Origin of the sequence: Bradyrhizobium sp. BRP23, from assembly GCF_020194135.1 — a bacterium.
Lineage (GTDB): Bacteria > Pseudomonadota > Alphaproteobacteria > Rhizobiales > Xanthobacteraceae > Bradyrhizobium > Bradyrhizobium yuanmingense.
Map to the genome: position 1 here is coordinate 48,757 of NZ_JADYVW010000006.1, position 13,056 is coordinate 61,812.

The following is a 13,056-nucleotide window of genomic DNA, read 5'->3' on the forward strand; positions in this document are numbered from 1 at the left end:
GCGCGACACGCGCTTTCTCAAGCCGATTGCCCCACTTTCAGCGGTCGAAAGAACGTGCTGCGGAACGCGCCGTCCAGCAAGCGCCTCAGCCGGACCTCGATCAGTTCATAGCTGATCGCACTTGCAGCCAGTGACATCACCAGCCCGAGTCCGATGAAAGCCGCCCATAGCAGCCAGCGGTCGACGCCGGCGGCAACCAGCTTCAGGCCAACCACTTGCAAGGGGAAGAGCACGAAGGGGTGCACGAGATAGAGGCTGTAGCTGATCTTGCCGATATATTGGAGCGCCGGCGTGCTCAGGGCCTTCCCGAGGCCTGATTCCGGGGCGAGCACCATGGCGAACAGCAGAAATCCGGGAATGAGGCCCACGAACGGATGAAACAGCACCAGGCTCGCGTACAGCGCGGCCCCGCAGACGAGCCCTGCGACCAGACCGAGCCGTCCGGGAATGGAAATGCGAAATCCCGTCGCGCTGAACAGCATCCCGATGCAGAAGAACGCGGTGATCGGCCAGCGCATCAGGCAGGCCACGCCCAGCAGGATCAGAGGCGCAGCCAGCAGCCTGCCGCCGGCGCGCCACATCGAGAATGTCAGCGCAAACCAGATGTAGAATGCCCACTCATAGGTCAGCGTCCAGGCATTCTGCTGGGCAATGGGCAACCCGAGCGCGTCCTGCACGAAGAACAGGTTGGCCGCAAAGATCGCGAGATAGCTGGTGAGATCGATCCCGCGGAAGAACTTGTAGGCCACGATCGGCCCGATCGCGAACAGCGCAAGATGCAGCACGACGAACACCGGCATGATGCGCAGGACGCGGTCGAAGAAGAACCGCGACAGCGAACCGTGGCGTATCAGACTGGCCGGGATCAGGAAGCCGCTGATCATGAAGAACAGCTCGACACCGTGCCCGCCGACATTGATCACCGACTGCAGCCAGGGCCAGAGCGGCGGCAGAAAACCGGGATTCGGGATGTCGTACATGCCTGCCTTCGGCATGTCGTAGAAATGATCCATCAGCACGCTCAGCGCCGCGATGGCACGAAGGCCCTGGACCGAAGGAAGGAACGATCCATCATAGGCGGCGCCCGGCTGGTGAGGTGCCTTGATCACTCTGCGGCACCCTGGGTGCTGAGCACTGGCTCGAGGACGACAGGCTTTCTTCGCGCGGAGCGGAATCTTTGCCCGAAGGAAATGCTGGGCTTCTCGATGAACGTGTATGTCATCCAACTGACGAGGATCGACAATGCCAGGATGACGACCAGGAAGATCGACCATCCGAGGGGTCCGTCGCCGAACCATACCAGGCGGTGGACGTAGACGATCGCGAACGGCGACATCAGATAGACCGAATAGCTGATCACGCCGACGAATGCCATCGGGCGCCAGGCCATCCGTTCGCCGAACACGGCAAAGCCGATGAAGACAAGCGCCGCGCAGATATAGGCCGATCCGATCGAATAACTGTAGAAGAAATTCTCGTGATACACGCCGCCGAACCGGCGGTCGGACAGGGTGGCGGCGAAGACCGCATACAGAAGCGTGCAGACGGTCACATGCGTCCACCGCAGCTTGCCGCCAATGACGGTGTCGCGGATGATCTTGCCCAGGAACATCGCCGAGAGGTTCAAGCCGACCTCCATCACCGAGGAGACTGCCCTGCTCTCAACGAAAAGTGCAGCTGTGGTTCCCACCAGCGCGGCGGCAACGACGATGGTCACCGCCGTGAAGCGCCGGTTGAGCAGCCCCATCGCAAAGAGAATGGTGCATCCGACGTAGAACAAGAGTTCGATCGCTAGCGTCCAATAGAACACCCAGAGATTCGGGACGTTCACGAAAGTCTGCAACATCGTCACGTTAGCGGCGATCTGCCCCAGCGGAAAACTCTTCGAATCCAGCAGCTGCACCGACACGAGCCCGACAACGATCGAAGTCCAATAAGCCGGATAGAGCCGGAAGAAGCGGCTGATCGTAAAATCGCGCACAGGCGTGGCGCTGTCCGGGAAGCTGAACGGAATGACGAAGCCGCTCACGAAGAAGAACAACACGACCCCGAACCGGCCAAAGTTCATGTAGTAGCCGAATATGTCGTGGAGGGGCCCGTAATAGACACCCGTCGGGTGCTTTTCCAGGATGACCTCGAATACGTGCTGGACCAGGACGGCCAGCACGGCAATGCCGCGCAGTGTGTCGATGAATGCGAGCCGTTTATGCATTGTTCGTTCTCACCTGCTTCCGCTCGCCGCCGGTACATCCGGGCGGAAGCCTTCTAATGACGGCATCGGTGGCCGTACGATGATTGGCACGGCGTCGCCCGCCCGCGCGGTGGTCGCGCGCCGCGAGAACACCTCGCTGAAGCTCAACGCGATGATCAGCAGGCCGGACGCCGGGCCGTAATTCAGAACGGTGATCGTGAACAAGTTGACGACGAAGATCAGCGTCAGCTTGTAGACGTCGGTCGTGCCGAACGTCGCCCGGAATACCATCACCATGAATGCGACGAACGGGAGTCCGAACATCAGATACGTGCCGATGTAGAAATTGTCGACGGGAACCCAGAAGGCGGCGAGCGGCGAGAACAGCTTCTGCGGATAGTTGAAGCAGCCCACACCGCAGCCGGTCACGAGACCAACGGGCATGAGCTGGCTCAGGTAGACGAACGGCAGTTGCCAGCTGTTGTTGATGCGGTCGACGATGCTGAACAGGGTCGTGTGCGGCACCGCGGCGGTACCCGAAGCGAGCACGATCATGAAGAACGGCACCAGGATCGCGGCAAACGACCACAATGCAATGTTCCGTATCGCGGAGAAGCGCGACTTCTCCGGGAGCATCCGCACGAACACCAGCAGAATCAAGTAGAGCACGAGGACGATCATGGTCGTCTTGCTGGTCGTCAGACGGATGATGTAGACCGCAAGAGAGCCGTACAGAAGGCACCAAATCGTGCTCTTACGGATCGACGTAATTGCGAAGGACACGAGTATGAAGAAGGCCGCCATGGTACTTTCGGCAGCAAAGCCCGTGAGACGCTGATCGTCACCGCCATAGGCCCACCATAAGCGACCCGCCTCACGAACGGCGCCGAAGGACTCATATTTGTATCCGACCCAGGGCATGAAGTAGAATTTCGTCAGTAGCACGCCGATCAGCGAGAGGTAGAACGTCGCGGCGATGACCGACAGCAACTTCTTGTAGGAGCCCAGACTGGTGTCGCAGAAACAAAATCCGACGAACACCGGGAGCATCATCTTAAACGACGACATCGCCGCGTTGACCGTCCCCAGCATGAAGTAGCCGAGCACCAGCGACAGCATGATCTGCACGAGGACAACTGCAGCCATGATACTGCGATTGCGCAAGATGCAATGCACGATGAACTGGACCAGGCACAGAAGCGCAATGCCATCCGGCACGAACCAAAGCGCGTCCAAATGCATGATGCTGGTGTAGTACCGCATCATACCGCCGAAGGCATCCCGGACCAGATAGGCTGCGAGCGCGATCGCCTCGATATTGAGGCTGATCAGCATCATCCTGCGGGGTTGCAGCGCGAAGGTGCTCATGCGCGGCTCAGTTGCTCAGCCGCGCCGATCGGGCGGGGGATGGCGCAAAATCCGGGGGGCTTCCGAATGCATTTCGCAGGAGCCTGCCGCCGGGAATTTCGACATAGAGATAGGTGAGGTGCGAAACCGCGAGCACGGCGGCCAGTGAAACGACGAGATTCAGCGTCGCCGGCAGGCCTGCCCAGATAGAATCCAGGGCGGCGATTCGCCCCGCCCCCACGCCCCGCACGAAGTATTCAGCCAGCAGCACCACGAGCGCGTGCACCATATAGATCGAATACGAACGACGCCCCAACCAGATCAGCGGCTTGGCCACCAGGATCCGCGGCACCAGCAGCGCATCCGGAAAGGCCAGCAGGCTGCCGAGGAAGATCGCGAACATCACTGGCGCGAGGAAGGTCGCGGCAGGATTGGCCTCCGCCAGGCACACCAGGACGATGCTCGCGATCATGGCGACGAATTGCAATGCGCCCTGCACGGCAGGCCCCGGCTTGGCCGGCAGGCGATCGACGATCCTCACCATCAAGACGCCCAGGAAAAAGCCGACGAAGCAGCGTAGCAAGCCGAAATCCGTCTGAAGCTCGATGCTCTTCTTTTCGAGCACGAAGATGATGAAGACGAGACTTCCGACCGCGAGCAGCCCGGAGAGGACATAGAACCACGCCAGCGAGCGCATGCGCAGGGCAATGAGAACGATCAGACCAAACACCAGGTAGGTGTAGAACTCAACGCTGATGCTCCAGCTCGGCGCATTCCAGCTGAGATAGTCGATGAACCCCATCGAGTGGAGAAGCAGGACGTTGAGGCCGAAGGAATAGGCATTGTTCACTTCGAACGCCGCAGGCGCGGCGACGACCACCCCCGCCATGACCAGGCCGATGCGCATCAGGCGAAAGACGAGGTTTGCCAGCAGCATGACGATATGCAGCGGGTAGACTCGCGCCAGGCGCCGTACCATAAATTCGCGCAGCGAGAAGCGCGTGAAGTCGTTCTCGACATAGCTGAGCGCCATGACCATTCCGCTGAGAACGAAGAACAGATCGACCAGCAGCCATGCACTCCTGAAGAAGGAGCAGTTGATCCAGGCGTTGTGCGGGAATGCCGCGAGAAAGGTTGGCATCAGCAGCAGATGGTGGATCACCACGGAAGTCGCGGCAATCCCCCGGATGCTGTCGAGCGGCAGGACGTGCGCCTTCTCACGATGAACCAACTCCGTCACATCAACATTCCGTAGCTGTTGCACCGCAGCAGTGTGTATCAGGTCTCAACGCGTGATCAATCTCTGCAATCACGGAGCCGCATTCGATGCATGACGACCGACAATAATTTCAAAGCTTGCAGATCATTCGGACATGCGAGCGCCAAGTTCATGCCACTTTTCATCCGACGTGCGCCTGCTTCGGCGCGCAAGCCAATCGGCATGGGATGATTGCGAGTATTTGCGCGCAAAGTGTGCGCGAAATTCGGCACTGTTGCGATCGAGGCCCTTGCAGCACATTGATTGCTGCGTGCCAATGTCGCGCGAAAAAATCTTTCGCCAATGGGGAACAATAAACGCGCGTCGTGACTTGTGTGTCGGTTTTGCGACGAGCGGCTGCGCGAGTGCCCGATATGTTTTCAGGTTGCAACATTCATGGGCGTGATTTGCCGATCTCGCAGGCATTGTAGAACTTGTTTTTGCAACCGGCGAACAAGCGGGCTCGCGTTTGTTTTGTCGCCAGCTTTGCACCAGCTTTTGCGTCGCACAAAAAGATGACACAGTTACCTGTCAAGTTTCGCCTGTTCTCTTATTGCAACAGAAGCAAGGAACACGGATGGGCCGCGGACTAACACGTCGTCATGCGCAGCCGCGATGGCTAGCGATTGTCTTGATTGGTTCTGCGCTGATCGTGTCGAGCGCTGCTGCTTGCCGCGCGCAGTGCGTCGAATTCTCGGACCGCGCCTCGCAACTCGAACTCGACACCTTCGTGAAGTCGCCGTCCTCGCTCCTCGAGCGGCTGCGCAATGACAAGGAGAAGTTGCGGTATTGGCTCGCGCGCTATGTCGCGACGAGTCCGTCGGTGCTGCCGTCCGTCCAGACGCTCATCTCGGCGTCGGCTTCGGCCGATCGCTCGTCCATCGGCGCTGCGCTGCGCCTTGCCGAAGCACGTTGCACGTCCACCAAGCCGGACGCCGCGCGCAAGATCAGGGATTTCGTGCAGCGGATCGGCGATCTCAACGTGCAGGCCGGTTATTCCGGCGCCGGAGAGGACGGCTCCGGCGTCCAGGCCCAATCGCAAATCAAGACCTCGCCGCAGCCGGGCCGTGGCGGAGCACTGCTCGAAGGCGAGTGGAGAACCAAGCTGGCCAATCCATTCAAGCCCGTCCCCCTTCCGAATTGATCCATGATCGTCAAAGGCAGCGAATTAGCACATGTACCAGCCTAGGGAACATTTCCAGTCGGGGCACCGATTCGGCATCGAATTCGGCGGGGCGGTCCTCAGCTTCGAGCGGGTGGCCGACGTCCTTCGCCGCCAATGGCCGATCATCGCGGTCTGTACGGGAGCTTCGCTGGCCCTGGTGATCGTCTACCTGGCCATGGCGCAGCCCATGTATACGGCAAATGCCCGTATCATGATGGATACGCGGCAGACGCAAGTTCTGGACAAGGACAGCAACGCCAGCAGCGCCCTGATCGACACGGGCTACGTCGACAGCCAGGTGGAGATCATCAACTCGGACGACCTCATTCTGTCCGTCGTCCGCCGCCTGAAGCTGACAGAAGACCCGGAGTTCAACGGCTCCAAGCCCGGCCTGCTCTCTATCATCATCGGCAAGCTGACTTCGTTATTCGGCTCCGGCGAACCAGCAAGCCAGGAGCGAATCGAACATGCAGTCGTCCAGCAGATTCAGAAGAATCTGCGTACGGAGCGCGTGCTGACGACATATGTGCTGTCGCTGAGCTATAAAGCGCGGAGCCCCGACAAAGCCGCCAAGATCGCCAACGCGATCGCCAATGCCTATCTCGTCGGCGCCCTGGAGGCCAAATATCAGTCCACCAAGCGGGCCACCGAATGGCTGCAGCAGCGCAGCCTCGAGCTGAGCGAGCAGGCATCGGCCAGCGATCGCGCCGTCCAGACCTTCAAGGCCGAGAACAACATCGTCGGAACCAGCCGCGGCCTGATGTCCGAGCAGCAATTGTCGGACCTCAACACGCAGCTAGTTCAGGCGCGGGCTGCGACCGCCGAAGCCAAGGCCCGGCTTGACCGGATCGACACGATCTCCGATCAGGATGTTGCGCAATCAACCGTGACGGACGCCCTCAACAACTCGGTGATCACCCGTCTGCGCGCTCAATATCTCGACCTCCAGGCGCAATATGCCGACTGGTCCAGGCGCTACGGCAAGTCCCACCTTGCGGCGGTCAATCTGGCCAACAAGATGGAGGAGCTGCGCAAGAACATCGCCGACGAACTGCGTCGGATCGCAGACGCCTATCGCAGCGACTACGAGATCGCGAAGAGCCGGGAGGCCTCGCTCGAGAAGAACGTGAAGGAGCTCGTCGCCCAGGCCGGCAACAAGGGCCAGGCCGAGGTCAAGCTGCGCGATCTCGAAAGTGCCGCCGACACCTACCGCAATCTCTACAACAACTTCCTGGAAAAGCTGCAGAGCGCGACGCAGAACCAGAGCTTTCCCCTCAGCGAGGCCCGCCTCATCAGCACCGCCACCAAGCCGGACCGCAAGAGCTCGCCGCGAACGGTCCTCGCCCTCGTGGGCGGCCTGGTCGGCGGCCTCTGCCTCGGCTTCGGCGCGGCATTTGCGCGTGAACTGCTGAGCGACGTGCTGCGGACCCCCGGCGAGGTCGAGGATGAGCTCGGCGTGAAATGCCTCGGCGTGCTGCCGGACATACGTCCGCCGACGACGGCCGGCACGTTGCTCCCGACGTCAGCGAAGACCGGCCCTCCCGATCTGTCCCGCTACGTCGTCGATCATCCGTTCTCACGCTTTGCCGAGACCTTGCGCAACATCAAAGTTTCGATCGACGTCGCGCGTCTGACCCGCGAGATCAAGGTGATCGGCATCGTCTCCTCGCTACCAAAGGAGGGCAAGACGACGGTGGCCGCCAATTTCGCGCAGCTGATCGCCCTCACCGGGCATCGCACGGTTCTGATCGACGGCGATCTGCACACGCGCTCGCTGACGCGGGAGCTCGCGCCCAACGCCAAGACCGGCCTCGTGGAGGCTCTCAACGATCCCGCGAACCTCGGCTACCACGTGCAGCGAAGCAAGGAGACGGGACTGGATTTCCTGCCCTCCGTGGTGGCCTCGCGCATGGTCAATTCGGCCGACGTCATCGGATCCAAGGCAATGGCCGAGCTGCTCAAGGTGCTGAGGGAGCACTACGAGTACATCGTGATCGATCTCGCCCCGGTGATGCCGGTGGCCGATTCCAAGGCCGTTAGCTTCCTGATCGACGCCATGGTCTACGTGATCGAATGGGGCCAGACCACGCGAACCGCTCTGCAGGAGTCGGTTTCGGGTTCGGAAGTCCTCCAGAAGAAGCTGATCGGCGCCGTGCTCAACCGCGCGAACCCGAAGATGCTCAAGCGCATCGAGGCCTACAAGGGCAAGCACCACAACAGCTATTACGTCGAGCACGCCTAGGCGGAGGCGAGGCGCCGCTCCCACTGAACAACTGGAATGAGCTCGGGCCCGTTGCCGATTGGCAGCGGGCCTTATTCGTGCTTGGCGGTCGCTTGAAGGGCATCCCGTGCGCCCTCGCGCACGGACCGAGATGCGGCGAGCGCTCCGGACCTGCTCGCGGGCTCCGTATTCGTCCGGAATCCACAACTTGCAGTTATTGCTCTAGCCAAAAGCAAATATTGACGGATACGGTGGTCGCCAAGAGAGTGCGCTTTTGGGCCATCGTCCATCGATAAGACGAGACAATCCGAGCCTTGAGGCCTGAAAATGCCGAAACTTTAGGCATCTTTCTTTCTCCGTTCCCCGGGGCTAATCTCGGCTCATTACTCGCAGTTATTTTTCCGGTAGGCTCGGATGCTGATCGTCCTGACGATTTTGACTATTTGGGTCCTGCTCAACATCCTGTTCGTGTTGATCGTGGTCCCTCCACGCAAGCCGCTCCGCCACCCCATGGCGACGACGCTCTCACCCGCGCCCATCGACCCGAGCCGGCGCCAGATCGAGCAGGACGAGCCTTTCTCGATCCGCCATGTCATCGTCTCCGTCGCAATGGGAGCCTTCTTCGTGCTCGTGCCGCCGCTGCTCGCGCTGCGCGATGCGATCATGCGGCTCTTCCGCAGGCCGCCGCGAAATGGAACCTGAGCCCCGGGACGGAGGTTTCCGGCGATTGAGAGATCGAGCGGCTAATAGGCCTCCTGGAACATCACGGCGGACGCGGTGCGGGCCATGATCTTCAGGTCGAGCCAGATGCTCCAATTGCTGACGTACCAGACGTCGTACTCGACCCGCTTTTCCATCAGATCGATCGTTGGCGTTTCGCCCCTGAATCCGTTCACCTGAGCCCAGCCCGTCAGGCCCGGCTTCATGTGATGGCGGTAGACATACTTGCTGATCAGCTCGTCGTAGTAATTGTCATGGGCGAGCGCGTGTGGACGCGGTCCCACCAGCGACATGTCCCCACGCAGCACGTTCCAGAGCTGCGGCAGCTCGTCGATGCTGGTCATGCGCAGGAAGCGCCCGATCTTGGTGACCCGGGCATCCCCCTTGGTCGCCTGGGTCACCGTGTCGCCGTTCTCGGCAACCGTCATGGTGCGGAACTTCCAGATCTCGAACGGCTTGCCGTTGAAGCCGCGGCGCGACTGCCGGAATATGACGCTTCCCGGCGAATCCAGCTTGATCAGCACGGCTACCGTCAGCAGCAGCGGCGTCAGCAGCACGAGCGCGAACAGAGCGACGCCGACGTCGAGACAGCGCTTCTGCAGCCGCTCGAGAATGGTGAGCGGCGGCCGCTGGATCTCGACCGCGACGGTTCCGCTGACCGGCAGGAACGGACGGGTCACGAGGTCGGCAACGGAATCGTCCGGCAGCAGGCGAATGGGCTGCGGAACGGCGCGCAAATATGGCCCGAGCTTGCGCAGCATCGGCAATTCGTTCCAGTCGATCGCGAGCAGATATTCGTCGACATCGGCCGCGCGCGACTGACGGATGACGTCGCGAATCTGCCGCTCCCATTGGCCGTCATCTCGGTCCTCTCCGAGCACGAAATGGCGCATGACGTCGAAGCCGTTCCTGCGCAAATCCTTGAAGCGGCTCGAGGTGAAGTCGAGCGGCTTCAGGCTGAGCAGGATCACCTTGCGGTCGACCAGGCGGCTTCTCGCAAAGCTCGTGCCGAACACGGCCTGCCAAACGAAGCGCAGGCTGATCAGGCCGAGCCCGCCGATCACGGCGAAGACGATGACGGTGCCGCGCGACAGATTGTCCGTCGATTTCAGCAGGAAGGCCGCAACGGCGAGGATCGTGAGCGACGTCAACCAGATAAACGCCGCCATTCGAAGCTGCCAAACCAGATTGAGCAAGCGGTGCGTGGAATAGACGTCCCGGAAATAGGCGATCCCGACGAACACCACACCGACAAACAATCCGGCTCCCACCGATGCACCGTCGGGTGGCGATGCGACCACCACGCCATACAGCGAAGCTCCCGCCGCGTAGCTCAGCAGGATCAACAGAAAGTCAGCAGCGATGACGACGACCTGAAAGGGCCTCTGAAGCGCACTGCCGCGCGCAGATGACAGCGCATGAGCGCTTTCAGAACCGTAAGTTGCAACAGCCATTCGAACCTCTGCGTATCGAGAGAGTGCCTGACGCTCATCGTGATGCTGAAGACTCGTCAATTCCCCGCACGGAAAGTGTTGGTCGATCGCAGCGACATTGTGGCGCTGCACGCGAAACTTTTGCGGCGCACGGACGATGTGTCGCGTTGAGATGCGCGGCGAAATTCGGTGCGCTGAAAATGTCGTCACAGTGCTGACATACGAGCGAACGAACTGCCCTATTTTGAATCAAGTTCCGCATCTCATGCGATGCTATCGTTGCACGAGACGCTGTTCGCTCAAGTTTGAGGCGCTGCCTGCTGCCGACGAACGCAAACTCGGATCACTCGCGAGAGCTTCCTCGAATTTCTATCTGGGGGTGTATGCGAGAATTTGCGGCGGGTCATGCAGACTTGCCGCGCACTTCGGGCAGCGATGCAATTCCCGCGGTCCCATCTCGTTCCTGCCGCCATTAAAAAACAATTCGGCAAAAAAAAGCCGTGCCCTTCTTTTGGCGTGATCGGGACCGACAACGAGCTGCGGCCCCACGGAACTCGCGTTGTTCGCGTTGGATGGACGCTCTCCGGTGCCGGTGACTTGGGGATCTTTTTTCCGACCACCCGATCGATGAGCGCCATGAAATCTTTCGCGCGATCCCACCCGTCGCTTCCCAAACCGCAATTGCCGGACGGCGTCCGCATTTACGCGATCTCGGATATCCACGGCTGCGCGCATCTGCTCGAGCCCATGCTGCGGGTGATCGACGCCGACGTTGCGCGCAGCCGGCCGCGCTATGCCGTCGAAGTCTTCATGGGTGACTACATCGATCGCGGCCCGGATACGCGTTCCACCCTCGACATCCTGGTCGAGCGGAGCCGCAGGGGGAATGCGGTCTTCCTCAAGGGCAACCACGAGGCCTTTCTGGTGAGGGTGTTCGAAGACCCTTCATTGTTCGAGGACTGGATCGCCTTCGGCGGGACCCAGACATTGATGTCCTACGGGCTTGCTCCACCCGATCTCAGGCGCGACGAGCCGGCATCGATCCTGCGCGACTTGATTCGCGCCATGCCGACCGAGCATCTGGAATTCCTGGACAATCTGCGGCTGAGCTTCAGTTGCGGAGACTTCTTCTTCGTCCACGCCGGCGTTCGCCCGGGCGTGCCGCTCGCCGAGCAGACCGAGCGCGATCTGCTCTGGATTCGCGAGGAATTCCTGCAGAGCGAGGAGCAGTTCGGCAAATATATCGTCCACGGCCATACGCCGGTCCGCAGCGCCGAACTACTGGCCAACCGCGCCAATATCGACACCGGCGCCTATGCGACCGGTAACCTCACCCTGATGAGCATCCAGGGAAGCCGCATGCTCGCGGTGTGATGAGCTTCAGCCTCCTGCCACCGATGCGCGAGACCGTCTCAGGGAGGGAATAAACGTCCGCAATTTCTAGTTGAGCAACGTCGGCTGCGCCGGCCGCGCACGCGTCTGGGCCATCCAGTCGCTCCAGGCTCGCTCGTGCTTGACGTAGAGCTCCACCCAACGTTCGCCATGCCTGGCCTCTCGGACGCGCGCCGCCTCCCCGAGCAGCTCGGCGCCGGGACGGGTGTCCGGCTTGTCCAGCGCTTCGAACTCGATCGTTTCCGAGATCGTCAGACCGACAAGCACGCGCTGTCCGGCGCCGTCAACGATGTAGCGTCGCGGCGCATCCTTCTTGGGCTCACTCATGTCGTCATGTCCGATCGGGTTCAGTGTGAAGCTGGATACCGTCATCGAATGGGACGATGCCTAGAAGGCTCGCCGGGCGTGGCCGAACGTCGAGGTCGGAGCGGGCCGCGAGGCCCGGCGCGAGGCGCTGCTGGATGAGCTCACGGTTCTTCGTTGGACGCGCCAGGCGCGTAGCGCGTATCCGAGAATGAGACCAGCGCCGAAAATGGAAGCAGAGACAAACGCAGAAGTCATGAGAGTCGTCCTGGGAGTCGTCCTGGATCGTGCGCGTCCTATCAAGAGTGAGCAGTGTGTCGACATCATGGTTCTCGAGGATTCACGAGCGCCGAAAAAATGTTCAAGGTTCGGTCTCCTTTGCATGCATGCCGCGCACGCGGCAACGCTGCAAGCCTCTGCCTGATCTCGTCTCGGCCGGCGGTGATCATCGAACACTCTCTATATATGACGACCACATATCTAAGAGACGTTCTCGCAGCTCAATGCATCAAGTCCCGTCGCGGTCGATCCGACGCGCCTTGGCGAGACCATGCGCCCCTGCAACCGGAAGTTCGGCGTCAGCCGGCCTGCCCGTGCCCTTGCAACCGTCCGGAACCCATCGCATTATCACCCATCGCATTTGATGAGGGATTCAATCCAATGAACTTCCGCGCCGTTGCTTCATCCATTGCCCTGGCCGCTCTCGGCCTCACTTTGGCAGCATCCGCGACATCAGCCGCCGAGCTCGCGCTTGCCCCGTCACAGCGGGCGGCCGCCATCCAGGGCGGGCTTGTGTTCTGGGACAACGTCTACCCACCGGCGGTCTATGGCCCGCAGCTTCGCCCGGCCGAAGAAGTCGCAGCGATGAAGGCGCAGGCACGGCCGGTGTCCCAGCGCTGGTGGGGATATTGGTACGTGCGGTAAGTTCGAGAGCCCGGTCAGCTAAGCCACTGAGAACCACGCACCACCATCAATCGCCGCCGCAACGCTGAACGCGCTGCGGCGGTTTTTTAGTGGACCCCCGAG

11 protein-coding genes are annotated in these 13,056 nt (G+C 60.9%); 5 read left to right on the forward strand and 6 right to left on the reverse strand.

What is annotated here, in order from left to right; genetic code table 11:
* Positions 1–17 precede the first annotated feature (17 nt).
* The 4 genes from I6F24_RS17790 to I6F24_RS17805 are packed head-to-tail and all read right to left on the reverse strand — an operon-like array spanning position 18 to position 4,802.
* The gene (locus I6F24_RS17790; protein WP_036013946.1) at positions 18–1,109 is read right to left on the reverse strand and encodes an acyltransferase; all 1,092 of its coding nucleotides are present in this window, start codon (positions 1,107–1,109) and stop codon (positions 18–20) included.
* Positions 1,106–2,212, reverse strand: coding sequence for an acyltransferase (locus I6F24_RS17795; RefSeq protein WP_225112414.1), 1,107 nt, complete (start codon positions 2,210–2,212; stop codon positions 1,106–1,108). Before I6F24_RS17795 ends, I6F24_RS17790 begins: the two co-directional genes overlap by 4 nt.
* Positions 2,213–2,221: 9 nt before the next feature.
* Complete coding sequence (locus I6F24_RS17800) at positions 2,222–3,559, reverse strand: hypothetical protein (protein ID WP_036035382.1); 1,338 nt, start codon at positions 3,557–3,559, stop codon at positions 2,222–2,224.
* 7 nt (positions 3,560–3,566) lie between these two features.
* Positions 3,567–4,802, reverse strand: coding sequence for an acyltransferase (locus I6F24_RS17805; RefSeq protein ID WP_225148851.1), 1,236 nt, complete (start codon positions 4,800–4,802; stop codon positions 3,567–3,569).
* Between the two features lie 547 nt (positions 4,803–5,349).
* Here I6F24_RS17805 and I6F24_RS17810 point away from each other — a divergent pair.
* The 3 genes from I6F24_RS17810 (at position 5,350) to I6F24_RS17820 (ending at position 8,884) form a co-directional block, all read left to right on the forward strand.
* Positions 5,350–5,940, forward strand: a complete 591-nt coding sequence (locus I6F24_RS17810; RefSeq protein WP_225156457.1) for a hypothetical protein — start codon at positions 5,350–5,352, stop codon at positions 5,938–5,940.
* A 31-nt stretch (positions 5,941–5,971) separates the two neighbouring features.
* Positions 5,972–8,203 (forward strand): Wzz/FepE/Etk N-terminal domain-containing protein, encoded by a 2,232-nt coding sequence (locus I6F24_RS17815; RefSeq protein ID WP_057026201.1) that lies wholly within the window; start codon positions 5,972–5,974, stop codon positions 8,201–8,203.
* A 393-nt stretch (positions 8,204–8,596) separates the two neighbouring features.
* Entirely contained in the window at positions 8,597–8,884 is a 288-nt protein-coding gene (locus tag I6F24_RS17820) for a hypothetical protein (protein WP_036013954.1), read from the forward strand.
* Between the two features lie 41 nt (positions 8,885–8,925).
* Here I6F24_RS17820 and I6F24_RS17825 read toward each other — a convergent pair whose 3' ends face one another.
* On the reverse strand, positions 8,926–10,356 hold the full coding sequence (locus I6F24_RS17825) for an undecaprenyl-phosphate glucose phosphotransferase (RefSeq protein WP_036024717.1): 1,431 nt from the start codon (positions 10,354–10,356) through the stop codon (positions 8,926–8,928).
* 615 nt (positions 10,357–10,971) lie between these two features.
* On the opposite strand from I6F24_RS17825, the gene I6F24_RS17830 reads away from it, so the two are divergent.
* Complete coding sequence (locus tag I6F24_RS17830) at positions 10,972–11,709, forward strand: metallophosphoesterase (protein ID WP_081492935.1); 738 nt, start codon at positions 10,972–10,974, stop codon at positions 11,707–11,709.
* Between the two features lie 66 nt (positions 11,710–11,775).
* Here the strand turns inward: I6F24_RS17830 and I6F24_RS17835 are convergent, their stop codons facing one another.
* Complete coding sequence (locus I6F24_RS17835) at positions 11,776–12,054, reverse strand: hypothetical protein (RefSeq protein ID WP_036013999.1); 279 nt, start codon at positions 12,052–12,054, stop codon at positions 11,776–11,778.
* Positions 12,055–12,690: 636 nt separating this feature from the next.
* Here I6F24_RS17835 and I6F24_RS17840 point away from each other — a divergent pair.
* Positions 12,691–12,954, forward strand: coding sequence for a hypothetical protein (locus I6F24_RS17840; RefSeq protein ID WP_109145058.1), 264 nt, complete (start codon positions 12,691–12,693; stop codon positions 12,952–12,954).
* Positions 12,955–13,056: the final 102 nt, after the last annotated feature.

Excerpts from the sequence above, each read along its gene's own strand:
- I6F24_RS17840 (WP_109145058.1), top strand. The coding sequence starts at position 12,691 with ATGAACTTCCGCGCCGTTGCTTCATCCATTGCCCTGGCCGCTCTCGGC.
- I6F24_RS17795 (WP_225112414.1), bottom strand. The coding sequence starts at position 2,212 with ATGCATAAACGGCTCGCATTCATCGACACACTGCGCGGCATTGCCGTG.
- I6F24_RS17830 (WP_081492935.1), top strand. The coding sequence starts at position 10,972 with ATGAAATCTTTCGCGCGATCCCACCCGTCGCTTCCCAAACCGCAATTG.
- I6F24_RS17800 (WP_036035382.1), bottom strand. The coding sequence starts at position 3,559 with ATGAGCACCTTCGCGCTGCAACCCCGCAGGATGATGCTGATCAGCCTC.
- I6F24_RS17825 (WP_036024717.1), bottom strand. The coding sequence starts at position 10,356 with ATGGCTGTTGCAACTTACGGTTCTGAAAGCGCTCATGCGCTGTCATCT.
- I6F24_RS17820 (WP_036013954.1), top strand. The coding sequence starts at position 8,597 with ATGCTGATCGTCCTGACGATTTTGACTATTTGGGTCCTGCTCAACATC.
- I6F24_RS17835 (WP_036013999.1), bottom strand. The coding sequence starts at position 12,054 with ATGAGTGAGCCCAAGAAGGATGCGCCGCGACGCTACATCGTTGACGGC.
- I6F24_RS17815 (WP_057026201.1), top strand. The coding sequence starts at position 5,972 with ATGTACCAGCCTAGGGAACATTTCCAGTCGGGGCACCGATTCGGCATC.